This window comes from Paraburkholderia sp. D15 (assembly GCF_029910215.1).
Lineage (GTDB): Bacteria > Pseudomonadota > Gammaproteobacteria > Burkholderiales > Burkholderiaceae > Paraburkholderia.
Genome location: NZ_CP110395.1, coordinates 118,083 through 143,336 on the forward strand (window position 1 = coordinate 118,083; position 25,254 = coordinate 143,336).

Below are 25,254 nucleotides of genomic sequence, written 5' to 3' on the forward strand. Positions count from 1 at the left end.
GCGCCTAAAATCACACTCGAAATCATGGCTTTACTGAATATCCTCAATTACCCCGACAAACGGCTGCACAAGATCGCGAAGCCGGTCGACACGGTCAACGACCGCATCCGTCGCCTCGTCAAGGACATGGCCGAAACCATGTACGCGGCGCCCGGCGTCGGGCTCGCCGCCACCCAGGTCGACGTGCACGAGCGCGTGATCGTGATCGACGTATCGGACACGCACGACCAGTTGCTCGCGTTCATCAACCCGGAAATCATCTGGTCGAGCGACGAGCGGAAACTGTCGGAAGAAGGTTGCCTGTCGGTGCCGGGTATCTACGACAACGTCGAGCGCGCCGAGCAGGTGCGCGTGCGCGCGTTGAACGAGCAGGGCGAAACCTTCGAACTGGACTGCGAAGGCCTGCTCGCGGTGTGCATCCAGCATGAAATGGATCACTTGATGGGCCGCGTGTTCGTCGAATATCTGTCGTCGCTGAAGCAGACGCGCATCAAGAGCAAGATGAAGAAGCTCGCCCACGCGATGTAACGCGCGCCAACCGTCTACTGCCCACCCGTACATGAGTCATTCGTTGCGCGTCATCTTTGCCGGTACGCCGGAGTTCGCCGCGGCCGCGCTGGCCGCGATTCACGACGCCGGCTTTCCGGTGCCCCTCGTGCTGACGCAGCCGGACCGCCCGGCCGGTCGCGGCATGAAGTTGCAGGCGAGCCCGGTCAAGCGCTACGCCGAAGAACACGGCCTCGCGGTCGCGCAGCCGCCGTCGTTGCGTCGCGCCGGCAAGTATCCGGAGGAAGCCGCTGCCGCGATCGAGCAACTGCGTGCCACGCCGCACGACGTGATGGTCGTGGCCGCCTACGGCCTGATCCTGCCGCAGGAAGTGCTCGACATTCCGCCGCATGGCTGCATCAACATCCACGCTTCGTTGTTGCCGCGTTGGCGCGGCGCGGCGCCGATTCATCGCGCGATCGAAGCGGGCGACGCCGAAACCGGCATCACGCTGATGCAGATGGACGTCGGCCTCGACACCGGCGCGATGATCTCGGAAGCGCGCACGGCAATCGCTGGAGAGGACACCACCGCGACCTTGCACGACCGTCTCGCGCAAGACGGCGCGAAGCTGATCGTCGACGCGTTGATCGAACTCGAACGCAGCGGCAAGCTGGCCGCCACGCCGCAACCGGCGGATGGCGTGACCTATGCCGAGAAGATCGGCAAGCACGAAGCCGCGCTCGATTGGCGTCGCCCGGCGGCCGAACTCGCGCGCCAGGTGCGTGCGTTCGATCCGTTCCCCGGCGGCCTCGGCACGCTGGAGGACGGCACGTCGATCAAGATCTGGGCCGCCACGGCTCCGGCTGCGGTTCCCGCCTCGACGAATGCGTCCAGCGGTAAAGCCCCCGGCACCATCGTCGATGTATCGGCCGAAGGCGTGCTGGTGGCCTGCGGCGAAGGCGCGCTACGTCTCACGCAGTTGCAGAAACCCGGCGGCAAGCGTCTGCCGGTGCGCGAATTCCTGGCCGGCTCGACGCTGGCCACGGGCCAGCGTTTCCAGCTTCCCGACGCAAAATAACCGCGTCCCGCGGGTCTTGAACATCCCCCATCCGGCCGATGCTCGAGACCCTGCGTCACACCCTTCCCGCGCGTTAAAATCCTGCATGCAGTGGCCTACGTATCGAGGATTTTCATGTTCGGCATCACCCATTTCGGATTTTTCGTCGTCGCCGTTTTCCTGTTGAACGTGACGCCCGGCCCGGATACCGCTTACATCGTCGGGCGCAGCGTGGCGCAAGGGCGGGGTGCGGGCTTGATGTCCGCGCTCGGCATTTCGGCGGGTTGCTGCGTGCATTCGCTCGCCTGCGCGTTTGGCCTGACGGCGCTGCTGGCCGCATCGGCTACCGCGTTCACCGTCATCAAATTCGTCGGCGCCATTTATCTGATGTATCTCGGCGTGCGTCTGCTGCTGGCCAAGCCGGCGAACGATCAAGCCGATCAGGCCACGCAGGCGACGGGCGAGGCGCGCGCGGCCGGCGGCGCCAAATCGCTGCGGCAGCTGTTCCTGCAAGGGTTCTGGACCAACGTGCTGAATCCGAAGGTCGTGCTCTTTTTCGTGTCGTTCTTCCCTCAGTTCGTGACCACCGGCAGCGACCACAAAGCCTTGGCGTTCCTCACGCTCGGCGGCGTCTTCGTCGTGATGAGCATGGTGTGGAACAGCTTCGTCGCCTGGATCGCGGGAAGCGTGACGCAGCGCTTCGCCGGCAAGCAGTCGCTGAAGAAGTGGCTCGATCGCGGCGTCGGCAGCGCGTTCGTCGGGCTCGGCATCAAGCTGGCCACGGCATCGAGATAATTGAATTTTCCGTACGCGCCCATATCTAACAATTCGCTTACAATCGAGCGCCGCATGTGGTGGTGCAGATATGAACCCGCGTAGGGGCAAGGAGTAGCAGACATGTTCAATTGGGTCAAAACCGCGATGTTGATGGCCGCGATCACGGCCCTGTTCATCGTGATCGGCGGCATGATCGGCGGATCGCGCGGCATGACGATCGCGCTGGTGATCGCGCTCGGCATGAATTTCTTCTCGTACTGGTTCTCGGACAAGATGGTGCTGCGCATGTACAACGCGCAGGAAGTCGACGAAACCAGCGCGCCGCAGTTCTACCGCATGGTGCGCGAACTCGCCACGCGTGCGAATCTGCCGATGCCGCGCGTCTACCTGATCAACGAAGACGCGCCGAACGCGTTCGCCACTGGCCGTAATCCGGAGCACGCGGCGGTGGCCGCGACCACCGGCATTCTGCGCGTGTTGTCCGAGCGCGAAATGCGCGGCGTGATGGCGCACGAACTGGCGCACGTGAAGCATCGCGACATCCTGATCTCGACGGTGTCGGCCACGATGGCGGGCGCGATTTCCGCGCTGGCGAACTTCGCCATGTTCTTCGGCAGCCGCGACGAAAACGGCCGTCCCACGAATCCGATCGCGGGCATTGCGGTGGCGTTGCTGGCGCCGATCGCGGGCGCGCTGATCCAGATGGCGATTTCGCGTGCGCGCGAATTCGAAGCCGACCGTGGCGGCGCGCAGATTTCCGGCGATCCTCAGGCGCTGGCGTCGGCGCTCGACAAGATTCATCGCTATGCGAGCGGGATTCCGTTTCCGGTGGCCGAGCAGCACCCAGCCACGGCGCAGATGATGATCATGAATCCGCTGTCGGGCGGCGGCATCGCAAATCTGTTTTCGACCCACCCGGCGACTGAAGAACGCGTGGCGCGTCTGATGGAAATGGCGCGTACGGGGCGCTTCGAATAAGCATCCGCGGCGTTCAGGCGCTGTAACGAAAGGCGAGTCTTCGGGCTCGCTTTTTTATTGGCGGAATTCCGCGCGCGGGCGCATGTGCGTGTGCTCGCTTCACGTCGCAGGTAGGCGAGCAACGTCGCGCAATGGTTGCCGTTAAAACCGACGGCACCGCCGGCACTAACGCCAACGCCGGCGCCACTCCGCCGGGCCGCTCTCCCTGCCACGCTACAATGTGTGCAGTTTGCGCCGCGCGCACCGTGCGGCCTGTTTTTGTCTTTTTCATGACCCCAAAGCCTTCTTCGCGTTCCGCAACTTCCTCGGCGCGACCGCGCGAATCCCGTTTGTCGTTGCTGCATCTCGCGCCTGAATCGCTCGGTTTCGCGCTCGACTGCGCCGCTCAGGCGGTGGGCGCCGTGCGTACCGGTGCGGCGCTGCCGGCGGCGCTGCAATCCGTTTTCGCGTCCGCGCCAGAGGGCAGCGCGGCTGCCGCGCGCGGGGCGGTGCAGGACATCGCGTACCGGACCATGCGACGTCTGGCAACCGCCGAGTGGCTGATCGCGAAGCTGGTGAAAAAAGCGCCGCCGCCGCATGTCGGTCACGTGCTCGCGTGCGCATTCGCGCTTCTCATCGACGATGAAGCGAGCGCCGCCTACACGCCGTTCACCGTGGTCGATCAGGCCGTGAGCGCCATCAGCGCGCGTCGCGAATTCGCGTTCGCCAAGGGGCTGGTCAACGCCGTGCTGCGCAATTTCCTGCGCGATCGCGACACGCTGCTCGCGGCCGCGCAAGCCGATGAAGTCGCGCGCTGGAACTATCCGTCGTGGTGGATCGACGCAATCAAGCGCGCGTGGCCCGACGCCTGGCAGGCGGTGCTCGCCGCCGGCAACACGCATGGCCCGCTGACGCTGCGCGTCAACGCCCGTCATTCGACGGTCGACGCCTATCTGCAAACGCTGCGCAACCATCACATCGCCGCGACGCGAGCCGGCGACTACGCGGTCCGGCTCGCGACGCCGATGCCGGTCGACCGCATTCCCGGCTTCGCCGACGGCGTCGTCTCCGTGCAGGACGCCGGCGCGCAACTCGCCGCGCAACTGCTCAACGTGCGCGACGGCATGCGCGTGCTCGACGCGTGCGCGGCGCCCGGCGGCAAGACCGGTCATCTGCTCGAACTCGCGAACCTGCAGCTCGTCGCGCTGGAAAGCGACGCGTCGCGCGCGCGGCGCATCGGCGAAAATCTGCAGCGGCTCAAGCTCGAGGCGGAAGTGCGCATCGGTGACGCGGGTTCACCGGCGCAATGGCACGACGATCTCGACCAGCCGTTCGACCGCATTCTCGCCGACGTGCCGTGTTCCGCATCGGGCATCGTGCGGCGTCATCCGGATATTCGCTGGCTGCGCCGCGAGACCGATATCGCGGCGCTGGTCGCCGAGCAGCGGCGCATTCTCGGCGCGCTGTGGCCGCTCGTGAAACCGGGCGGCGAGTTGCTTTACGTTACGTGCTCGATCTTTCCCGAAGAAGGCGAGTTGCAGGCGCAGTGGTTTGGAGACAAGTACCCGGATGCGGTACGATTGGACGCGCCGGGGCAACTGCTGCCTGCAGTCGTCCGCGCGCCCGCCGATACATCGGCCGGTTCCGATGCCGGACCGCTCGTCGAAGAGCGTGCCGACGCGAACTCAGACCACGACGGATTTTTCTACGCGCGCTTTCAGAAACGGTGACCACCAAACGCTTCTTCCCGCTTCGGCTCGCTGCCGTGCTCTGGATCGCGCTGGCCTTCTGGCTTGCGGCACCGGGCGCGGCGCATGCCGACTCGATCGCGGTGCAGCGCGCGTCGCTGCAATCGGACAATACCGGCTGGAATCTCGACGCGCGTTTCGACTTCGACCTGAACAGCAATCTCGAAGACGCGGTCAATAAAGGCATCCCGCTTTATTTCACGACCGACTTCGAATTGAGCCGGCCGCGCTGGTACTGGTTCGACGAGCAACCGGTCAGCGTGTCGCAAAGCGTGCGGCTGTCGTTTCAGCCGTTGACGCGCGAGTACCGCGTGTCGAGCGTGTCGTCGGGTGGTTTGCAACTCGGCTTCGCGACGCTGAAGGAAGCGCTCGCCGTGATCAAGCACGTCACGTCGTGGCACGTGATCGAACGCAACGACGTGCGCGCCGGCGAGACCTACAACGCATCCGTGCGCATGCAACTCGACATCGCGCTGATGCCCAAGCCGTTCCAGATCGACGCGGTGAACAACCGCGACTGGAGCCTCTCTTCCGACTGGAAGCGTTTTACCTTCACGGTGACCGAACGTGCTAAATAAAGTGCGCCAGGCAACCAGCGTCAGCAGCATCGTCGTGCGCGTGCTGGTGTCGACGGTCGCGGTCACCGCCGTGCTGCTGCTCGTGCTGCTCGCGGCCGCGAGCGCCAACACCGAGTTCTTCGACCGCTATTACCAGTGGCTGTACGCGGCCAACCTCGTGGTCGCGATGATCTTCCTGCTGGTGGTGGCGACGCTCGTCATCATCATCATCGCGCGACTCAGGAAGGGGAAATTCGGCACACGGCTATTGGCGAAGCTCGCGTTCTTCATGGCGCTCGTCGGCGTCGTGCCGGGCGGGATCATCTACGTCGTTTCGTATCAGTTCGTGTCGCGCAGTATCGAATCGTGGTTCGACGTGAACGTCGAAACGGCGCTCACTTCCGGGTTGAATCTCGGGCGTGGCATGCTCGACGCGTCGCTGTCCGATCTGCAGACCAAGGGGCGGTTGATGTCGGAGCAGATCGCGAGCGCGGACGCCGCCGGCACCACGCTCACGCTGCTGCGGTTGCGCGATCAGTTCGGCGTGCAGGACGCGACCATCGTCGAGCCGACCCGCAGCATGTCCGGCGCGACGCCCGAGATGCACGTCGTCGCGCAGGCCTCCAGCAATTACGCGACGCTGGTGCCGAACGACCTGCCCACGCAGTTGATGATCGACCAGGCGCGCGGCCGCGGCTACGCGGCGATCGAAGGCGAAGTGGATGGCGATCCGAAAGAGCATGGCAGCAAGGGCGCCTTGCGGCTGCGCATCGTGCAGCGCATTCCCGATTCGAATGCCGCGTTGCTGCAGCCCGTCGAACGTTTCCTGCAACTCACGCAGCCCGTGTCGCCGACGCTCGCGCGCAATGCCGATGCGGTGCAACGCGCATATCGCGAATATCAGGAGAAGGCGCTGGGCCGCACGGGTCTGCGCAAGATGTATATCGGCACGCTGACGCTCGCGCTATTCCTCGCCACCTTCATCGCGATGATGCTGGCGCTCGCGCTCGGCAACCAGCTTGCGCGGCCGTTGTTCCTGCTCGCGCAGGGCACCAAGGAAATTACCGAAGGCGATTACACGCCGAAGCGCGAAATCAAATCGCGCGACGAACTCGGCTTTCTCACGCAGGCGTTCAATGCGATGACGCGCCAGTTGTCCGAGGCGCGCGCGGCGGTCGAGAACAACCGCATCGCGCTGGAACATTCGAAGGCCTATCTGGAAAGCATTCTCGCGAATCTGACCGCGGGTGTGTTCGTGTGCGACCGGCAGTTCCGACTCACTACCGCGAATCGCGGCGCCGAGCGGATTTTCCGTCAACCGTTCCAGGCGGCGATGGGCTCGGGCCTCGACCAGATCGCCGTGCTGAGCGAGTTCGGCGCGATGGTGCGCAAGGCGTTTGCCGATCGCGAAGCGGCCGTCGGCGACGGTCACGACGATCGCGGGCACTGGCAGCAGCAGTTCTCGATTCAGGTGCCGGGCGAAACCGAGCCATTGACGTTGCTGGTGCGCGGCGCGCGTCTCGTGTCGGCGACCGAGGGCGATACGGAAGACGTGCAAACTTCCGGCTACGTGGTCGTGTTCGACGATATCTCCGACGTGATCTCCGCACAGCGTTCGATCGCCTGGGGTGAAGTCGCGCGGCGTCTCGCGCACGAGATCAAGAATCCGCTCACGCCGATCCAGCTTTCCGCCGAGCGTTTGCAGATGAAGCTGGCCGACAAGCTGGCGCCGTCGGATGCGGACGTGCTCAAGCGCGGCGCGACCACCATCGTCAATCAGGTCGCGGCGATGAAGCAGATGGTCGACAATTTCCGCGACTACGCGCGCACGCCGCCGGCGGTGCTTGCGCATCTGCAACTGAACGATCTGGTCAGCGAAGTGCTGACGCTGTACGGTATCGAGGAAGGCAAGGGCGCGATCCAGGTGGAACTCGCCGCGTTGCCGGCGATCCGCGGCGACGCGACGCAACTGCGCCAGGTGATCCACAACCTGCTGCAGAACGCGCAGGATGCGGTGGCCGAGGTCCAGCAGCCGCGCGTGTTGCTCGAAACGAGGACAGTAGAATACGGAGACCCCGACGCGGAAGGCAAGGCGCGCGTCGCGGTGCGTTTGACCGTGTCGGATAACGGACCGGGCTTTCCCGCGCGTATCCTCACACGTGCATTCGAACCTTATGTCACGACCAAGGCCAAAGGTACGGGTCTGGGTCTTGCGATGGTCAAGAAGATCGTCGACGAACATGGCGCACGTATCGACATTCGCAATCGCATGAAAGCGGGCGACGTGATCGAGGGCGCGCAGATCTCGATCCTCTTCCTTCAACTCGCGGACGACACCGCGGCGCCCGGTACGGGACCGCGTCCGGCGCACGGTGGTGCGTCGCAGGGAAAGACAAAAGCAACAGTGCAGACAAGGGCAGCGTAAATGGCAACCATCCTGGTGGTAGATGATGAAATGGGCATCCGGGAATTGCTCTCGGAGATCCTGAGCGACGAAGGGCATGTCGTGGAGGCCGCGGAAAACGCGCAGGAAGCGCGCGAATTCCGTTTGCGTCAGGCGCCGGACCTGGTGCTGCTCGACATCTGGATGCCCGACACCGACGGCGTGACCCTGCTGAAGGAATGGGCCGCGCAAGGTCAGTTGACCATGCCGGTGATCATGATGTCCGGTCACGCGACCATCGACACGGCTGTCGAGGCGACCAAGATCGGCGCGCTCAACTTCCTCGAGAAACCGATCGCGCTGCAGAAGCTGTTGAAGGCGGTCGAGCAGGGTCTCGCGCGCGGCAATGCGGCCAGCGCGCCGGGCGGCGCGGCGGCCAAGCCGGTGCTGCCGGTCAGCGCGTCGGCGGTGGCGTCCGCGGCCGCGCTGCCGATGCTCTCCACCGACGGCCTGGGCAGCGGCGCACTGGCGGCGCAAACCGCATCGATCTCGTTCGACATCCCGTTGCGCGACGCACGCGATGCATTCGAGCGCGCGTACTTCGAGTATCACCTCGCGCGCGAGAACGGCAGCATGACGCGCGTCGCCGAAAAGACCGGGCTCGAACGCACGCATCTGTATCGCAAGCTCAAGCAGCTCGGCGTCGATCTCGGCAAGAACAAAGGCGAGTGAAACCCCCGCGCGGCGCGGCGAAACCGCTCCGCGCAGATTTTTTCGACGAGGGGCTTGCCGACCTGCCGACCCTTTGATATGATTTCGTTCTTCGTTGGCCCGGTAGCTCAGTTGGTAGAGCAGCGGATTGAAAATCCGCGTGTCGATGGTTCGATTCCGTCCCAGGCCACCAGGATTCAGCCCCAGGAAATCGCAAGATTCCTGGGGCTTTTCCTTTTTCAGGCGGGCATGCGTTATTGCGGTGTGGTTGGCCGCCGAGGCCTTGCGGGTGCGTCGGCAGGCTCGCGGCGAGCTTGAGCATCGCATGATAAAATCGCGCCAGTTCAAGGACTTGCATGTCCGGTGCGGCGCGTGAACGGTTGAGCGAAGCACCGTGTGAACGGCACCCGGGAGCGTGGTCCGAAGCGCAGTCCGATTGCCGCGCGGTCGAGCCGGCACAGCAAGGCCGACGCCCGCCGAATCCTTCGCCCGACGATTAACGGTATAAGCGCCCAGCGGCTTCGCATGCGGAAGCCGCCGCCTATACTGCTTTGGGCCGGCGCAGTGCCGGCACGCGTCGCGCCGCGTTGCTTGCATGGCGCACCTCGCGCAGCGCGACGTGGCACTCATCATTCACGGAGTTTCACGGTGATCCGCAACGACGCTAAACGTAGCGCTCTGGTGCTGTTTTCAGGCGGCCAGGATTCCGCCACGTGCCTCGCATGGGCACTCGATCGCTACGACACGGTCGAGACGCTCGGCTTCGATTACGGTCAACGGCATCGCGTCGAGCTCGAATGCCGCGAAGGGTTCCGCAACGCGGTGGCTCGCGATTTCCCGGCATGGACCGAGCGCCTCGGCGACGATCACATGATCGACCTGTCGGTACTTGGCTCGATCAGCGAGACCGCGATGACGCGCGAGATCGAGATCGAAGCCTCGGCCAGCGGCCTGCCGAATACGTTCGTGCCGGGCCGCAATCTGATGTTCATGACCATCGCCGCCGCGATTGCGTATCGGCGTGGTTTGCAGGTGCTGGTCGGTGGAATGTGCGAAACGGACTTCTCGGGCTATCCCGATTGCCGCGACGACACGATGAAGGCGTTGCAGGTCGCGCTGAACCTCGGCATGGACACGCGTCTCTCGCTCGAAACGCCGTTGATGTGGCTCGACAAGGGCGACACGTGGCGCCTCGCGCACGCATTGGGCGGTGACGAACTGGTCGAGCTGGTGCGCGTCGAGACGCATACCTGCTATGTCGGTGAACGCTCGGAGTTGCACGATTGGGGCTTCGGTTGCGGTGAGTGCCCCGCGTGCCGTTTGCGCAAGCGTGGCTACGAGGCGTACCTGTCCGGTGAGAAGGTCACCGAGGCGCCGGCCTGACGCGGTGACGTTCGAGCCCGGCGCGACGGCGTGCAAGCACCACACGCACAAGCACGCACGAGCACGCTGTCGCGCCGTCACCGTCGCCGTCACGCAGCAGCAACGCAACTCAGGCAACCATTTTTCAGGAACACAAAGGCAGAACGCAGCATGACGTACGCGGTCAAGGAAATCTTCTACACATTGCAAGGCGAGGGCGCGAATGCCGGGCGTCCGGCCGTGTTCTGCCGCTTCGCCGGCTGCAATCTGTGGTCGGGCCGCGAAGAAGATCGCGCTGACGCGGTGTGCCGCTTCTGCGATACGGACTTCGTCGGCACCGACGGCGAGAACGGCGGCAAGTACCGCACGCCCGAGGAACTCGTGCAGATGATCGCGTCGCAATGGCCGGAAGGCGAAGGCCAACGCTTCGTCGTGTGCACGGGCGGCGAGCCGATGTTGCAGATCGACCCGCCGCTGGTCGACGCGCTGCATGCCGCCGGCTTCGAAATCGCGATCGAAACTAATGGCTCGCTGCCGGTGCTCGACACCATCGACTGGATCTGCGTGAGTCCGAAGGCGGATGCGCCGCTCGTCGTGACGAAGGGCAACGAGCTGAAGGTCGTGATTCCGCAGGACAACCAGCGTCTGTCCGACTATGCGAAGCTCGACTTCGAGTATTTCCTCGTCCAGCCGATGGACGGTCCGTCGCGCGATCTCAACACCAGGCTCGCGATCGACTGGTGCAAACGCCATCCGCAATGGCGCCTGTCGATGCAGACCCACAAGTATCTGAACATTCCCTGATTTGCCGTGCTGACGATTACACGAAAACTCGAATTCGACGCGGGTCACCGCATCCCCGATCACCGCAGCCAGTGCCGCAATCTGCACGGGCATCGCTACGTGCTCGAAATCACGCTGCAAGGCGATCTGGTCGACACCGAAGGCGCGCCCGATCGCGGCATGGTGATGGACTTCGCCGACGTCAAGTCGCTGGCCGTCGAGCATCTGGTCGACCGCTGGGACCACGCGTTTCTGGTCTATGAAGGCGACACGCAGGTGCGCGGCTTTCTGGAGACCATGGCCGGTCACAAGACCGTCGTGCTCGACCGTATTCCGACCGTCGAAAATCTGGCCGCCGTCGCGTTCGACATTCTCGCGAACGTCTACGACGCGCACTATGGCGTGAATCTGCGTCTGCACAAGGTGCGGTTGTACGAGACGCCGAATTGCTGGGCCGACGTGGTCCGCGATTAATCTCTCGTCCGTCCTGAGATTCCCCACGAGTCCCTGATAGGGACTCGCTCAACCCTCGCGTTTTTGTCACGGTATGATCGCTCCGATAACCACACGGAGCGAGACATGCCGGTCATCGCGTTGCGTCGCAGCAAGCCAGCCGGTAGCGGCGACTTCCGCTACTGCCGTCATCGCCCAGGAGTACGGCGATGAGCACCTTCACCAATCCCCTCAAGCAGCGTCTCAAGGAAACCGATCCATTGTTCGGTTTGTGGCTGTCGCTCGGCAGCGATGCGGCCGCCGAGGCGCTCGCGCATGCCGGCTACGACTGGCTGCTGATCGACATGGAACACGCGCCGAACGATAGCGGCGACGTCACCTCGCAATTGCGCGCGATTGCCGCCGCGCATCTGCCGAGCGAACCCGTGGTGCGCGTGCCCGCCAGCGAGGCGTGGCTCGTCAAGCGCGTGCTGGATGCCGGCGCGCGCACGCTGATGTTCCCGAACATCGAATCCGCGGAAGAAGCGGCGCAGGCCGTGCGCCTCACGCGGTATCCGGGCGCCGATGCGCCCGACGGTCAGCGTGGCGTCGCCGGCGTCGTGCGCGCGGCGGGCTACGGCATGCGGCGCGATTACGTGCAGACCGCCAACGCGCAGATTGCGACCATCGTGCAGATCGAGTCGGCGCGCGGTCTGCAGGAAGTGGAAAAGATCGCAGCGACGCCGGGCGTCGATTGCCTGTTCGTCGGACCGGCCGATCTGGCCGCGAGCCTCGGTCATCTCGGCGATTCGAAGCATGCCGACGTGCAGGCGGCGATGGCGCGCATCGTCAGCGCCGCCCAACACGCCGGCATCGCCGCCGGCATTTTTGCCATGGACGTCGCGAGTGCCCGGCAGCATCGCGATGCAGGTTTTCGGTTTATCGCTCTGGCCGCCGACGTCATCTGGATGTTGCGCGCGACTCGCCAGGCGTTGCAGGAGGTGAGGTCATGAAGGGGAAGGTACGGTGCGCCGCGATGCGTGCGGCGCTGAGCGCAGCGTTGCTGGCGGGTGCGGCGGCGAGCATGACGGCAAGCATGGCCGCTCAGGCGCAGGGCAATGTCGCGAAGTCCAACGATCCGCAGACGCAGACGGCGGTCGCGGATTACAACGCGGGCAATTTCGGCGCGGCGCTGACCGAGTTCCGCAAGGCGGCCGAACACGGCAGCCGGCTCGCCGAGTTCAACTACGCGATGATGCTGCTGAACGGCGAAGGCACCACGGCGAACGTCGACGAGGGCAAGAAATGGCTGCGCAAGGCCGCCGACGCCAACATGTCGCACGCGCAATACGTGTACGGCAAGATGTATGACGATGGCGAGTTCGTCGGGCGCGATCCGGTCGAGGCGCATCGCTGGTTCCTCAAGGCCGCGCAGCAGGGCCACGTGCAGGCGGAGCTGGCGCTGGCCAATCAGTTCCTCGATGGACGCGGCACCGGGCGCGACAACAAGCAGGCGTTCGTCTGGTACAAGAAGGCGGCTCAGGGCGGCGATATGACCGCGCAGTACGTGGCCGGCTCGTTCTATGAGCGTGGTGGCGACGGTGTCGAAAAGAATCTCAACGTGGCGCGCGCGTATTACGCGGCGGCGGCGGCGCAAGGCGATCCGGCGGCGCGGCTCAAGTACCAGCAGCTCAGCGCGCAGTTGAGGGATCAACAGGAAGTGAAGCCGCAGTAAATGCGGTGCATCGCGTTCTTCAAAGCAGAAGGGGCGCTCCACCGGAGCGCCCCTTCTGCTTTTCGCCGCCTTTTTTCGTAACGCTCGCCGCTAGCTCTGCATCAACCGCTTCTGCCGCGCGACGCTCATGATGAGGCCGACCGCGACACCCAGCGTCGTCAGTGCCGTACCGCCGTAACTCATGAACGGCAACGGTACGCCGACCACCGGCAGAATGCCGCTCACCATGCCGATATTGACGAACGCATAGGTGAAGAACGCCATGGTCAGCGAGCCCGCCAGCAGGCGCCCGAACAGCGTCGCGCCATTGGCCGCGATATACAGCCCGCGCGCGATCAGCAGCATGTAGAGCGTCAGCAGCACGACGCCCCCCGCCAGACCGAATTCCTCCGAGAACACCGCGAAAATGAAGTCGGTGTGCTTCTCCGGAATGAACTCCAGATGCGCCTGGGTGCCCTTCAGCCAGCCCTTGCCGAGCGGGCCGCCCGAGCCGATCGCGATCACCGCCTGAATCGTGTGGAAGCCCTTGCCGAGCGGGTCCGAGGTCGGGTCGAGCAGCGTGCAGATGCGGTGCTTCTGATAGTCGTGCATCAGCGGCCATTGCACTTCGGGCTGACAGATCTTGTCCTGGAACGTCGCGATCGCCGCGACGCCGATCACGGCCGCGATCAGCACCGGCACGATCAGCTTGAAACTCAGGCCGGCGAAGTAGATCACGAAGAGGCCCGCCGCGAACACCAGCACGGCGGTGCCGAGGTCCGGCTGCTTGGCGATCAGGCCGACCGGCACCGCGAGGATCACGAAACCGACCAGATAGTCGTACCAGCGCATCACGCCTTCGCGCCGCTGGTAGTACCAGGCGAGCATCAAGGGCGTGGCGATCTTCAGGATCTCGGACGGCTGGATCACCACGCCGACGTTGATCCAGCGCTTCGCGCCCTTGCGCGTGAGCCCGAACAGCGCGACCGCGACCAGTAACGCGATCCCGAAAGTGTAGAGCGGGACGGCGAAGCGCATCAGCGTGGTGGGTGGCACATTGGCAAGCGCCCACATCAGCACGAAGGTCAGCATGATGTTGCGCAACTGGTCTTCCACGCGGCCGGGCACGTCCAGACTCGCGCTATACAGCGTGACGATGCCGACGCACAGCAGCAGAAACACGATCAGCGCGAGCGGACGGTCGAAGCCCGCGAACATCCGCTTGATGCGGTCGAGCCAGGCGCGCTTGTCGAATTGCATGCCTTTCTCCTTATTCGTCGATGCCGCCGGTCGCCGGCTGGCGCGGCGACGTGGCGTCGGTGCCGTCGTCACGCGACGGCGCCGTCGCGGTCGGCGCCGGTTCGCTGGCGGGGCGGGGCTTATGGGGTGTGCTGGGTTTGCGCGGCGGCGAATTTTTGGCGGCGGCCGTGCCGGTATCGGTACCGGCTGCATCGGCGCTGGAAGCCGGCGTTACCGAGGACGCCGAGCGGGCCTTGCCCGCTGTCTTCATGCCTTTGGCGCCCGATGCGCCCGCAGGCCCCGTAGCGGCCCCCGCCGGCGCGGTGGACGAGCCCGCCACCGGCGCCGAGGCCGCCGCAGCAGCGGACGCTGCCGAGGCAGCCGCCGCCGCCGATGCCGCGCCCGGAATCGGCAACGCGGTAAAGCCCGCGGCGATCTTGACCGGTTGCGCGCCGGCGTCCGGCTCGGGCGCCCCGCCGACTTCCGGCGCGGACGCATCCTGCGTCGCCGAGGCGGCGGCAGCAACCGCCGCCGCCTCGGCGCCCGGCTTGTTCTTGCCGACGAGGTAGTAATCGAGCACCTTGCGCGCGATCGGCCCCGCCGCCTCCGCGCCCCAACCGCCGTTTTCGACGATCAGCGCGACCGCGATCTTCGGCTGGTCGACCGGCGCGAACGCGATGAACAACGCGTGGTCGCGCAGATGCTCGGCGACCGCATGGCCCTTGTAGTTCGCGCCTTGCAGCGAGTAGACCTGGGCGGTACCGGTCTTGCCGGCGGCCTGGTACTGCGCGCCGATAAAGAGCTTGGACGCCGTGCCGTTGGTGACCACGCCTTCCATCGCGCGCTTGATGATGTCGATGTCCGACTGCTTGACGGCGATCTTGTCGCTAGGATCGCGCACCACCGCGCGGGTGTCCTTGGTGATCGGATTCTCGATGTCGCGCACGAGGTGCGGTTTCATCACGATGCCGTTGTTCGCGAGCGTCGCCGTGGCGTGCGCGAGTTGCAGGATGGTGAATGAGTTATAGCCCTGGCCGATGCCGAGGCTGATCGTTTCGCCTTCGTACCAGCGCTGCTGTTCGGGCTTGCGGTACGCCTTGCGCTTCCATTCCGTGGACGGCAGGATGCCGCGCGCTTCGCCCGAAATGTCGATGCCGGTGATCTGTCCGAAGCCCCACGGCTTCATGAAGTTGGCGATGTTGTTGACGCCGAGATCGTGCGCGAGCATGTAGAAATACGTGTCGTTCGACACGACGATCGCGCGGTTCATGTCCACCCAGCCCTGGCCCGAGCGCACGTCGTTGCGGAACGTGTGGCCGCCGAAGGTGTACGAACCCGGATCCTGGAAGCCCCAGCCCGGCGTGCGCTTGTGCAGCGTCAGCGCGGCGAGCGCCATGAACGGCTTGTACGTGGAGCCCGGCGGATAGGTGCCGTGCAGCGGACGGTTCAGCAGCGGGTGATCCGGCGAGTTGTTGAGGTCGTCCCAGGTCTGCTGGTCGATCCCGTCGACGAACGAATTCGGATCGAAGCTCGGTGCGGACACGAACGCGAGCACGTCGCCGGTGGCTGGCTCGATCGCGACCAGCGCGCCGCGCCGGCCCGCGAACGCCTGCTCCGCGACCTGCTGCAAGCCAATGTCCAGCGACAGCACGAGATTGTTGCCCGGCGTGGCCTGGGTGCGCGACAGCGTGCGCACCGGCCGGCCGCCGGCGGTCACTTCCACTTCCTCGAAACCGGTCTGGCCGTGCAGTTCCGTCTCGTAGCTCTGCTCGACGCCGATCTTGCCGATGTAGTCGGTGCCCTTGTAGTTGTTCGCGTCGAGGCGCGGATCGTAGTGATCCGGATCGCTGTCGTTCTGATCGCTGGCGTCGTCGATACGGTCCTGATCGCGCTGCGAAATCCGCCCGATGTAGCCGATCACGTGCGCGGCCGTCGGCCCGAGCGGATATTGGCGGAACAGGCGCGCGCGCACTTCCACGCCGGGGAAACGGAAGCGCTGCGCGGTGAAGCGCGCGACTTCGTCGTCGGTCAGACGGGTGCGGATCGGCAGGCTTTCGAAGTTCTTCGAGTCTTCCTGCAGCTTCTTGAAGCGGCGGCGGTCGCGCGCGTCGATCGACACGACCGTGGCCAGATTGTCGATCACGTTTTCGAGCGAGTCGTTCAGCTTCGATGGCGTGATTTCCAGCGTGTACGCCGAGTAGTTCTTGGCCAGCACCACGCCGTTCCGGTCGGTGATGATGCCGCGGTTCGGCACGATCGGCGCGACCGAAATGCGGTTTTCATCGGCCTGCAGCGAGTATTTGCTGTAGTGCCAGACCTGCAGGAACAGGAAGCGGAAGCCGATCAGCCCGAAGCAGACGAACACGAACAGGCCCGCCGCCGCGACGCGCAGGCGGAACTTCGAGAGCTGTTGCTGAGTGTCCTTGAATTCGGTCATGCGATTCTGCAAAAGGCCAGTGAAGGCCAGGTGAGGGCCACGTGATGGCCTTCATGAGTGTGCGCCTGATCCGGCCGGAACCGGAAGGCATGAACGGCGGCGCGGACTACGCGCGCCGTGCGTGCTGGCGGCGCGGGTGGCTCGGCCACTTGCGCGGCGCCACCGCCGCCGCGCCTGCGCGCGGTTAAATCGGCCGGGTGTCGTCCGGATCGGCCGGACGGCGCTGCGGCATCAGCAACAACACGCTGGCCACCGGCCACAGCGCGGCTTCGACGAAACCGTCGATCAGATAACCCCAGCCCGGAAACGCCGCGCCGGTCAGCAGACGGATCACGAACGGCACCAGTTGCGCGACCACCAGCAGCGGCATCACCGCAAAAGTCTGCACGCCGAGCGACATCCACAGCACGCGGCGGTGAATCGTGATCGCGCCGTACGACAGCAACGTGTACGCCAGCGCGTGCTCGCCGAGCAGGCTGGCGTTATGCACGTCCATCAGCAAGCCGAGGAAAAACGCGATGCCCATGCCGACCTTGCGCGGCTGGTGCACGTTCCAGAACAGCAGCACGAGCGCGACGAAGTCCGGCACGCCGATCAGGCGGCCCCACGGCATCAGGTTCAGCAGGAACGCGGCGGCGAGGCTGAAGGCGATGAAGTACGGATTGACCGGCTGCAGGATGTATTGCGGACGGTTCATGGCTGCGCCCCCGGCGTGGCTTGCGGCTTCGCGTTCCTGTCGGCGGCCGGCTTTTTCTCGGCGGCCGGTTTCTTCTCCGCGGCGCTGGGTTTGGCGGGCGATTTTTCGCCTGCCTTGGGCGCTGCCGGTTTTTCCGCGGCGGTTTTATCGCCCGCAGCTTTTTCGCCTGGCTTCGGCGCGGCGGACTTGTCGGCCGCGGCCTTGCCGTCAGCCGGCTTGGCGCCTTTCTTCGACTTCGCGTCCTTGGCGACGGTCGCGGCGTCGGGTTCGTCGGCGGGGCGCGGCGGCACGTTGTTCACGTAGTGCAGCACCAGCAGTTGACGCGCGCCGCGCACCGGAGCGACCGGCAGGCAAATCACGCGCGCGAATGCCGTGTCCGCCTGTTTGTCGACCCGCACGACCTTCGCGACCGGCAACCCGGGCGGATACGTACCGTCGAGCCCGCTGGTGACGAGTTCGTCGCCGGTCTGCACGTCGGCGCTGATCGGCACGAAGCGCAGGTCGAGCGTGTCGCCCTTCGGCGTGCCGTAAATCACGCTGCGCAAACCCGTCCGCACGATCTGCACGGGCACCGCCTGATCCTTGTCGGTGAGCAGCGTGACTTCGGCCTGCAGCGGGAACACGCGCGTGACCTGACCGATCACGCCGTCTTCGTTGACGACCGGCGAGCCGTTCTGAATGCCCTGTTGCGCGCCGCGGCCAATCACGACCTTCTGCGTGAACGGATCGCGCGTGTCGTACTGGATTTCGGCGGGCAGGGATTCGGTGGTCGAGCGCTGCGACAGTTGCAGCAAGGCACGCAGATGAGCGTTTTCGGCAGCCAGCCCGGCGGCCGTGTTGGCCTGTTGCGAGAGCTGCAGATCCTTGGTGCGAAGCTTGTCGTTTTCGCTGCGCAACGTGGCGCTGGTCACAGCCAGATCGGCGGCGCCCATGAAGACGTCGCGCGGCACGAGCGCCGCGCGTTGCAACGGATAAAGACCCGCGCCGAGCACGCCGCGAACGATTTCGAGCGTTTTGAAGCGTGCATCGGAGATCAGCAGGGCCAGCGCCAGCACGACGAAAAACACCAGTCGGGCGAGGGCGGAAGGGCCTTGCTTGAACAGGGGCGGCGGACTGTATTCCATGGTCGGCGCCGGGGGCGTGAGCGGTTGGGTGAGACGGCGGCGCGCGAGGAACGCGCGTTCAGCGCGCGGAGGCCGGTAGGCCCAGCCAATGGCAAACCGGCCCGCAAGGGGCCGTGTGCCAGATCCGCGCTACTGACATGGAGACGGGCTCGCTTACTCGTACGAGAAGATGCTGCCCAGCTTGTCCATGCGTTCGAGCGCCATGCCCGAGCCGCGCACAACGCAGGTCAGCGGGTCTTCGGCGACGAGCACCGGCAGGCCGGTTTCCTCGGCGAGCAGGCGGTCGAGGTCGCGCAGCAGTGCGCCGCCGCCCGTGAGCATCATGCCGCGTTCGGCGATGTCCGCGCCCAGTTCCGGCGGCGTCTGTTCCAGCGCGATCTTGACCGACGACACGATCTGGTTCAGCGGATCGGTGAGGGCTTCGAGGATTTCGTTGCTGGAGATGGTGAAGCTGCGCGGAATGCCTTCCGACAGATTGCGGCCCTTCACTTCCATTTCCTTGACTTCGGAACCCGGGAAGGCGGAGCCGATTTCCTTCTTGATGGCTTCGGCGGTTTGCTCGCCGATCAGCATGCCGTAGTTGCGGCGGATGTAGTTGACGATGGCTTCGTCGAACTTGTCGCCGCCGACGCGCACCGAGCCTTTATAGACGATGCCGCCCAGCGAGATCACGCCGACTTCGGTCGTGCCGCCGCCGATGTCCACCACCATGGAGCCGGTTGCTTCCGACACCGGCAGACCGGCGCCGATGGCGGCCGCCATGGGTTCTTCGATCAGGTACACCTGCGAGGCGCCGGCGCCGTGCGCCGCTTCCTTGATCGCGCGACGCTCGACCTGGGTCGAACCGCACGGCACGCAGATGATGATGCGCGGCGACGGCGAGAACATGCGCGATTCGTGAGCGGTCTTGATGAACTGCTTGATCATCTGCTCGGTGACCGTGAAGTCGGCGATCACGCCGTCTTTCATCGGGCGGATCGCCTCGATGTTGCCCGGCACCTTGCCGAGCATCTGCTTGGCTTCCTTACCGACTGCCTGAATGGTTTTCTTGCCGTTGGGACCGCCTTCCTGGCGGATCGATACCACCGACGGTTCGTCTAGAACGATGCCCTTGCCACGCATGTAGATGAGCGTGTTGGCGGTGCCGAGGTCAATCGCCAGATCGTTGGAGAAGTAGCTGCGCAAAAAACCGAACATTCAAAATCCTGTCTCGCTTGGGGCCGGGCCTCGCAACTTATGCGCAGGGCGGCAGCGGAAAAAATAACAGCTTCAACCGGGCGGAAGCGGCGCCACAGGAACTTGAAGCTGCGAGGGAGTCTACCGGAGGCCGTTGCAAAGCCAGGCCGGAAATCCGAACGATCTTGTGGGAATTGTCCAGAAAGGCCTTGGTAAGTCGGTCCGGGTTTGGGTCGAACGCGTAATGATACCTTATAATTTTGGATGTTTTGAAGGAAACGGACGGCACTTTTTGCCACCGCTGGCCCCTTTTTCGAGGTCTTCCTCCAGTGTCGTAACCCGCTGTCGCAGCATTGTTTTTTCCCTTGCGGCGGCGTTCCACCACAATTTCCGGTGACTGCATGGCTCTGACCCTGACCGATGTTAAGCGCATCGCGCATCTTGCGCGGCTCGAACTGGCTGATGCCGACGCCGAGCACACGCTCGTCCAGCTCAATGATTTCTTCGGCCTCGTCGAGCAGATGCAGGCGGTCGATACCACCGGCATCGCGCCGCTTGCCCATCCGATCGAACAGATCGAAGACGTCGCGCTGCGTCTGCGTAACGACGCGGTGAGCGAGACGATCGAACGCGAAGCGTTCCAGCGCCCCGCGCCCGCCGTGCAGGATGGCCTGTACCTCGTGCCCAAGGTGATCGAGTAAGACCCGCGCGGCGAGCCCGGCGCGATGTGCTGGCGCAGCCGCGCTCTTCAGGATAAAAACGCAATGCATGAAAAAAGTCTGACCGAACTGCGCGCCGCGCTGGCGGCCAAGGAATACTCCGCAGTCGAACTGGCGCAGCACTATCTGAAGCGGATCGACGCGGCCAACGGCCTGAACGCGTTCATCCAGGTCGATCCCGAACTGACGCTCGCCCAGGCGAAAGCTGCCGACGCGCTGCTGCACACCGGCCACGCCGGTCCGCTGGTCGGCCTGCCGATCGCGCACAAAGACGTGTTCGTCACCAAGGGCTGGCGTTCCACCGCCGGCTCGAAGATGCTGGCGAACTACGAAAGCCCGTTCGACGCGACCGTCGTCGCGCGTCTGCAGCACGCCGGCATGGTGTGCGTCGGCAAAACCAATATGGACGAGTTCGCGATGGGCTCGTCCAACGAGAATTCGCATTTCGGTCCGGTGCAGAATCCGTGGGACGTCAAGGCCGTGCCGGGCGGTTCGTCGGGCGGCTCGGCGGCGGCCGTGGCCGCGCGTCTCGCGCCCGCCGCGACCGGTACCGACACTGGTGGCTCGATCCGTCAGCCCGCGTCGTTCTCCGGCATCACCGGCATCAAGCCGACGTACGGCCGCGTGTCGCGTTACGGAATGATCGCGTTCGCGTCGTCGCTCGATCAGGGCGGCCCGATGGCGCGCAGCGCCGCCGATTGCGCCACGCTGCTCAACGCCATGGCCGGCTTCGACGAACGCGATTCGACCAGCCTCGCGCGCGAAGACGAAGACTACACGCGCTATCTCGGCCAGCCCTGGCAGGCGGATAACGCGAGCAAGCCGCTCGCCGGTCTGCGCATCGGTCTGCCGAAGGAATATTTCGGCGCCGGTCTCGCCGACGACGTGCGCGCTTCGATCGACGCCGCGCTCAAACAGTACGAAGCGCTCGGCGCCACGCTGGTCGAGGTATCGCTGCCGAAAACCGAGCTGTCGATTCCGGTGTACTACGTGATCGCGCCGGCCGAAGCCTCGTCGAACCTGTCGCGTTTCGACGGCGTGCGCTTCGGCCATCGCGCCGCGGAGTATCGCGATCTGCTCGACATGTACAAGAAGTCGCGCGCCGAGGGGTTCGGCCCGGAAGTGAAGCGCCGCATTCTGGTCGGCGCATACGTGCTGTCGCACGGCTACTACGACGCGTATTACCTGCAGGCGCAGAAGATCCGCCGCATCATCGCGCAGGACTTCCAGGAAGCGTTCAAGCAGTGCGACGTGATCATGGGTCCGGTCGCGCCGTCGGTGGCGTGGGATCTCGGCGCGAAGGGCGACGATCCGGTGCAGATGTATCTGGCCGACATCTACACGCTGTCGGTGAGCCTCGCCGGTCTGCCGGGCATGAGCGTGCCGTGCGGTTTCGGCGTGGGCGCGAATGCGCAGCGCCCGGTGGGTTTGCAGATCATCGGCAACTATTTCAATGAAGCCCGGATGCTGCAGGTGGCCGACGCGTTCCAGCGTGCGACCGACTGGCACCGTCAGGCACCGGCTGGAGTGTGAGCACCATGACCAAGCAATGGGAAGTCGTGATCGGTCTGGAGACCCACGCGCAACTGTCGACCGAGTCGAAAATCTTCTCGGGCTCGCCGACCCGCTTCGGCGCCGCGCCGAACACGCAGGCGAGCCCCGTCGATCTGGCGTTGCCGGGCACGTTGCCGGTGATGAACCGCGGCGCCGTCGAGCGCGCGATCCAGTTCGGCCTCGCGATCGGCGCGACGGTCGCGCCGCGCAGCATCTTCGCGCGCAAGAATTATTTCTATCCCGATCTGCCGAAGGGCTACCAGATCAGCCAGTACGAGATCCCGGTCGTGCAGGGCGGCCAGGTGACGATTCAGGTCCCGGCCAACGAGAAGGCGGGCAAGGAAGCGTACGAGAAGGTCGTCAACCTGACGCGCGCGCACCTTGAGGAAGACGCGGGCAAGTCGCTGCACGAAGACTTCGCGGGCATGACCGGCATCGATCTGAATCGCGCGGGCACGCCGCTGCTCGAAATCGTCACCGAGCCGGAAATGCGCAGCGCGGCCGAAGCGGTCGCCTATGCGAAGACGCTGCATACGCTCGTCACATGGCTCGGCATCTGCGACGGCAACATGCAGGAAGGCTCGTTCCGTTGCGATGCGAACGTGTCGGTGCGTCCGGTCGGTCAGGTCGAATTCGGCACGCGCGCCGAGATCAAGAACCTGAACTCGTTCCGCTTCCTCGAAGAAGCGATTCAGTACGAAGTGCGCCGTCAGATCGAACTGATCGAAGACGGTGGCACCGTGGTGCAGGAAACGCGTCTGTACGATCCGGACAAGCGCGAGACCCGTTCCATGCGCAGCAAGGAAGACGCGCACGACTACCGCTATTTCCCCGACCCCGATCTGATGCCGCTCGTGATCGACGCCGCGTGGATCGAGCGTGTGAAGAGCGAGATGACCGAGCTGCCGGAAGCGATCCAGCAGCGCTTCGTGTCGCAATACGGGTTGACGCCGTACGACGCGAACGTGCTGACGTCGAGCAAGGCGATGGCGGCGTACTACGAAGCGGTGGTCGTCAAGGTCGGCCCGTCGCATGCGAAGGTCGCGGCGAACTGGGTGATGGGCGAAGTGTCGTCGCAACTGAATCGCGAAGGGCTGGAGATCGGCGACTGCCCGGTGTCGGCCGCGCAACTCGCGCTGGTGCTGCAACGTATCGCCGACGGCACGATCTCGAACAAGATCGCCAAGGAGATTTTCCTCGCGATCTGGGAAGAGAAAGCCACCGACGAAACCGCCGCTGACCGCATCATCGAAGCGAAGGGTTTGAAGCAGATTTCGGATACCGGCGCGCTGGAAGCGATCATCGACGAAGTGCTGGCCGCCAACCAGAAGTCGGTCGAGGAATTCCGCGCGGGCAAGGAAAAGGCGTTCAACGCGCTGATCGGCCAGGCGATGAAGGCGACCAAGGGCAAGGCCAACCCGGCGCAGGTGAACGAACTGCTGAAGAAGAAGCTGTCCTGAGTCGACAGATCAATTGAGTTGACCGGCAACGGCTCGGGCTGAACGTCCGCGCCGGATGTCCGGACACCGCGGGCCGTTGCCGGAAACGAAAGTGGGGCAACGGCCCGTTTTATTTTGCAAGCGCTGCCCCGGTGGTGGCGCAAACCGTTGAACGCTAATCAGGGAGTGTGTGGATGGCGAAGCAACCCGAACTCGACGATTTCCGCGTGCCGTTTTTCGACGACGGCAAGAAAAACAGCAAATTCTCGCTCGACGCTTTCGACCCCGGCGCGAAGCCGTTTTCCACCGGCTCGAAGGATTCCGACAAGGCGCGTTTGTCGGAGATCGGCGAGAAGCTCGACCAGTCGCAGGAGCGTCTGCACGCGCAGCGCAAACGTCGCGTCTTGCTGGTGCTGCAAGGCATGGACACGAGCGGCAAGGACGGCACGATACGCGCGGTGTTTCATGAAGTCGATCCGCTCGGTTTGCGCATCGTGCCGTTCAAGGCGCCGACGCCCGTCGAACTCGCGCACGACTTCCTGTGGCGCGTGCATTCGCAGGCGCCTGCCGCCGGCGAACTGACCATCTTCAACCGCAGCCATTACGAAGATCTGCTGGTGCCGACCGTGCTCGGCACGCTGGACGAGCAGGCCTTCGAGCAGCGTTGCTGCCATATCCGCCAGTTCGAGGAATTGCTCGCGTACAGCGGCACGACGATCATCAAGTGCATGCTGCACATTTCGAAGGACGAGCAGCGCGCGCGTTTGCAGGCGCGCATCGACGACCCGAGCAAGCACTGGAAATTCGACGAATCCGATCTCGACGCGCGCAAGCAGTGGGACAAATATCAGGCCGCGTATCGCGATGCGCTGGCCGTGACGTCGACCGAATACGCGCCGTGGTACGTGATTCCAGCGGATTCGAAAACGCATCGCAACGTGATGGTCGCGGAATTGCTGTTGCGCACTTTCGAAGCGTTGAAGCTCGACTATCCACCGGCCAGGGAATCGCTGAAGGGCATCAAGGTCGAGTGAGCGTGCGTGGCCACGGGGTCGAGGAATCCCGCTATTCAACCCTATCCAGAGAATCGAACATAAAAAGGAACGACATGTTGCGTGTCATCACCGCCAACCTGAACGGCATTCGCTCAGCGGCGAAAAAAGGTTTTTTCGACTGGTTCGGCGAACAGAAAGCCGACGTGCTGTGCGTGCAGGAAATCAAATGCTCGCAGGACGACATGACGCCGGAATTCCTGGCGCCGCACAATTTCACCGGCTATTTCCAGCATGCGGTGAAAAAAGGCTATAGCGGCGCGGGCGTCTACACGCGCCACGAACCGGACGAAGTGGTGATCGGTTTCGGCAGCGAGGAATTCGATCCGGAAGGGCGCTATGTCGAACTGCGCTTCGGCAAGCTGTCGGTGATCTCGGTGTATGTGCCGTCGGGATCGAGCGGCGACGAGCGTCAGCAGGCCAAATTCCGCTTCATGGACGAGTTCATGCCGCATCTCGCCGAACTGGCCAAGGAGCGCGAAGTGATCGTGTGCGGCGACGTGAACATCGTCCACAAGGAAATCGACATCAAGAACTGGAAGAGCAACCAGAAGAACTCGGGCTGCCTGCCGGAAGAGCGCGCGTGGCTCGACAAGCTGTTCGACGAAGTGGGGTACGTCGACGTGTTCCGCACGCTCGACCAGCGGCCCGAACAGTACACGTGGTGGAGCAATCGCGGCGCGGCGTATGCGAAGAACGTCGGGTGGCGGATCGATTATCAGATCGCGACGAAGGAGATCGCGAGCAAGGCGAAACGCACCGACGTGTTCCGCGACATCAAGTTCAGCGACCACGCGCCGCTGACGGTCGACTATGACCATAAGGTCAAGAAGTGAACTGAGGACGT

General features: G+C 64.5%; 24 protein-coding genes and 1 tRNA gene. 20 read left to right on the top strand and 5 right to left on the bottom strand.

Annotated features, from left to right (window positions below):
• The first annotated feature begins 24 nt into the window (after nucleotides 1-24).
• The 14 genes from def to LFL96_RS00475 all read left to right on the top strand — a co-directional run bounded on the left by def (nucleotide 25) and on the right by LFL96_RS00475 (nucleotide 12,991).
• The gene (def, locus tag LFL96_RS00410) at nucleotides 25-528 is read left to right on the top strand and encodes a peptide deformylase (RefSeq protein WP_280996960.1); all 504 of its coding nucleotides are present in this window, start codon (nucleotides 25-27) and stop codon (nucleotides 526-528) included.
• Nucleotides 529-559: 31 nt separating this feature from the next.
• Nucleotides 560-1,567: a methionyl-tRNA formyltransferase gene (gene fmt, locus LFL96_RS00415; RefSeq protein WP_280996961.1), complete on the top strand. Its 1,008-nt coding sequence runs from the start codon at nucleotides 560-562 to the stop codon at nucleotides 1,565-1,567.
• Nucleotides 1,568-1,681: 114 nt separating this feature from the next.
• The gene (locus LFL96_RS00420) at nucleotides 1,682-2,341 is read left to right on the top strand and encodes a LysE family translocator (RefSeq protein ID WP_280996962.1); all 660 of its coding nucleotides are present in this window, start codon (nucleotides 1,682-1,684) and stop codon (nucleotides 2,339-2,341) included.
• 102 nt (nucleotides 2,342-2,443) lie between these two features.
• Nucleotides 2,444-3,301, top strand: a complete 858-nt coding sequence (gene htpX / locus LFL96_RS00425; RefSeq protein ID WP_280996963.1) for a zinc metalloprotease HtpX — start codon at nucleotides 2,444-2,446, stop codon at nucleotides 3,299-3,301.
• Nucleotides 3,302-3,570: 269 nt separating this feature from the next.
• Nucleotides 3,571-5,010: a 16S rRNA (cytosine(967)-C(5))-methyltransferase RsmB gene (gene rsmB, locus LFL96_RS00430; RefSeq protein ID WP_280996964.1), complete on the top strand. Its 1,440-nt coding sequence runs from the start codon at nucleotides 3,571-3,573 to the stop codon at nucleotides 5,008-5,010.
• Complete coding sequence (locus LFL96_RS00435; protein ID WP_280996965.1) at nucleotides 5,007-5,606, top strand: DUF4390 domain-containing protein; 600 nt, start codon at nucleotides 5,007-5,009, stop codon at nucleotides 5,604-5,606. Before rsmB ends, LFL96_RS00435 begins: the two co-directional genes overlap by 4 nt.
• On the top strand, nucleotides 5,596-8,010 hold the full coding sequence (locus LFL96_RS00440) for a PAS domain-containing sensor histidine kinase (protein ID WP_280996966.1): 2,415 nt from the start codon (nucleotides 5,596-5,598) through the stop codon (nucleotides 8,008-8,010). The genes LFL96_RS00435 and LFL96_RS00440 overlap by 11 nt, the downstream gene beginning before the upstream one ends.
• Nucleotides 8,011-8,700, top strand: coding sequence for a response regulator transcription factor EsaR (gene esaR / locus LFL96_RS00445; RefSeq protein WP_280996967.1), 690 nt, complete (start codon nucleotides 8,011-8,013; stop codon nucleotides 8,698-8,700).
• Nucleotides 8,701-8,796: 96 nt separating this feature from the next.
• Nucleotides 8,797-8,872 (top strand) — tRNA-Phe (locus LFL96_RS00450).
• A gap of 455 nt (nucleotides 8,873-9,327) precedes the next feature.
• Nucleotides 9,328-10,062 carry a 7-cyano-7-deazaguanine synthase QueC gene (queC, locus tag LFL96_RS00455; protein WP_280996968.1) on the top strand — a complete coding sequence of 245 codons (735 nt, stop codon included), beginning with the start codon at nucleotides 9,328-9,330 and terminating at the stop codon, nucleotides 10,060-10,062.
• A 150-nt stretch (nucleotides 10,063-10,212) separates the two neighbouring features.
• On the top strand, nucleotides 10,213-10,845 hold the full coding sequence (gene queE, locus LFL96_RS00460) for a 7-carboxy-7-deazaguanine synthase (protein WP_280996969.1): 633 nt from the start codon (nucleotides 10,213-10,215) through the stop codon (nucleotides 10,843-10,845).
• 9 nt (nucleotides 10,846-10,854) lie between these two features.
• The gene (gene queD / locus LFL96_RS00465) at nucleotides 10,855-11,298 is read left to right on the top strand and encodes a 6-carboxytetrahydropterin synthase QueD (RefSeq protein WP_281000847.1); all 444 of its coding nucleotides are present in this window, start codon (nucleotides 10,855-10,857) and stop codon (nucleotides 11,296-11,298) included.
• A gap of 188 nt (nucleotides 11,299-11,486) precedes the next feature.
• Nucleotides 11,487-12,269, top strand: a complete 783-nt coding sequence (locus tag LFL96_RS00470) for an aldolase/citrate lyase family protein (protein WP_280996970.1) — start codon at nucleotides 11,487-11,489, stop codon at nucleotides 12,267-12,269.
• Nucleotides 12,266-12,991, top strand: a complete 726-nt coding sequence (locus tag LFL96_RS00475) for a tetratricopeptide repeat protein (protein WP_280996971.1) — start codon at nucleotides 12,266-12,268, stop codon at nucleotides 12,989-12,991. Before LFL96_RS00470 ends, LFL96_RS00475 begins: the two co-directional genes overlap by 4 nt.
• A gap of 90 nt (nucleotides 12,992-13,081) precedes the next feature.
• Here the strand turns inward: LFL96_RS00475 and rodA are convergent, their stop codons facing one another.
• Complete coding sequence (gene rodA / locus LFL96_RS00480) at nucleotides 13,082-14,230, bottom strand: rod shape-determining protein RodA (protein ID WP_280996972.1); 1,149 nt, start codon at nucleotides 14,228-14,230, stop codon at nucleotides 13,082-13,084.
• Between the two features lie 10 nt (nucleotides 14,231-14,240).
• The gene (gene mrdA / locus LFL96_RS00485) at nucleotides 14,241-16,646 is read right to left on the bottom strand and encodes a penicillin-binding protein 2 (RefSeq protein ID WP_280996973.1); all 2,406 of its coding nucleotides are present in this window, start codon (nucleotides 16,644-16,646) and stop codon (nucleotides 14,241-14,243) included.
• Nucleotides 16,647-16,699: 53 nt separating this feature from the next.
• Between mrdA and LFL96_RS00490 the strand changes: the two genes are divergently transcribed.
• Nucleotides 16,700-16,834 carry a hypothetical protein gene (locus tag LFL96_RS00490; protein ID WP_280996974.1) on the top strand — a complete coding sequence of 45 codons (135 nt, stop codon included), beginning with the start codon at nucleotides 16,700-16,702 and terminating at the stop codon, nucleotides 16,832-16,834.
• On the opposite strand, the gene mreD is transcribed toward LFL96_RS00490, so the two are convergent.
• The 3 genes from mreD to LFL96_RS00505 form a co-directional block, all read right to left on the bottom strand.
• Nucleotides 16,831-17,343 carry a rod shape-determining protein MreD gene (gene mreD, locus LFL96_RS00495; RefSeq protein ID WP_280996975.1) on the bottom strand — a complete coding sequence of 171 codons (513 nt, stop codon included), beginning with the start codon at nucleotides 17,341-17,343 and terminating at the stop codon, nucleotides 16,831-16,833. The genes LFL96_RS00490 and mreD overlap by 4 nt on opposite strands.
• A complete protein-coding gene (gene mreC / locus LFL96_RS00500) occupies nucleotides 17,340-18,467 on the bottom strand; it encodes a rod shape-determining protein MreC (protein WP_280996976.1) in 1,128 nt (375 codons plus the stop codon). Before mreC ends, mreD begins: the two co-directional genes overlap by 4 nt.
• A gap of 153 nt (nucleotides 18,468-18,620) precedes the next feature.
• Nucleotides 18,621-19,664, bottom strand: a complete 1,044-nt coding sequence (locus LFL96_RS00505) for a rod shape-determining protein (protein WP_004189550.1) — start codon at nucleotides 19,662-19,664, stop codon at nucleotides 18,621-18,623.
• Nucleotides 19,665-20,044: 380 nt separating this feature from the next.
• Between LFL96_RS00505 and gatC the strand changes: the two genes are divergently transcribed.
• The 5 genes from gatC (at nucleotide 20,045) to LFL96_RS00530 (ending at nucleotide 25,243) form a co-directional block, all read left to right on the top strand.
• A complete protein-coding gene (gene gatC / locus LFL96_RS00510; protein ID WP_280996977.1) occupies nucleotides 20,045-20,344 on the top strand; it encodes an Asp-tRNA(Asn)/Glu-tRNA(Gln) amidotransferase subunit GatC in 300 nt (99 codons plus the stop codon).
• Between the two features lie 63 nt (nucleotides 20,345-20,407).
• The gene (gene gatA, locus LFL96_RS00515; protein WP_280996978.1) at nucleotides 20,408-21,895 is read left to right on the top strand and encodes an Asp-tRNA(Asn)/Glu-tRNA(Gln) amidotransferase subunit GatA; all 1,488 of its coding nucleotides are present in this window, start codon (nucleotides 20,408-20,410) and stop codon (nucleotides 21,893-21,895) included.
• Nucleotides 21,896-21,900: 5 nt separating this feature from the next.
• Nucleotides 21,901-23,376 (top strand): Asp-tRNA(Asn)/Glu-tRNA(Gln) amidotransferase subunit GatB, encoded by a 1,476-nt coding sequence (gene gatB, locus LFL96_RS00520; protein WP_280996979.1) that lies wholly within the window; start codon nucleotides 21,901-21,903, stop codon nucleotides 23,374-23,376.
• 173 nt (nucleotides 23,377-23,549) lie between these two features.
• The gene (locus LFL96_RS00525; RefSeq protein WP_280996980.1) at nucleotides 23,550-24,389 is read left to right on the top strand and encodes a PPK2 family polyphosphate kinase; all 840 of its coding nucleotides are present in this window, start codon (nucleotides 23,550-23,552) and stop codon (nucleotides 24,387-24,389) included.
• A 74-nt stretch (nucleotides 24,390-24,463) separates the two neighbouring features.
• On the top strand, nucleotides 24,464-25,243 hold the full coding sequence (locus LFL96_RS00530) for an exodeoxyribonuclease III (protein WP_280996981.1): 780 nt from the start codon (nucleotides 24,464-24,466) through the stop codon (nucleotides 25,241-25,243).
• Nucleotides 25,244-25,254 lie beyond the last annotated feature (11 nt).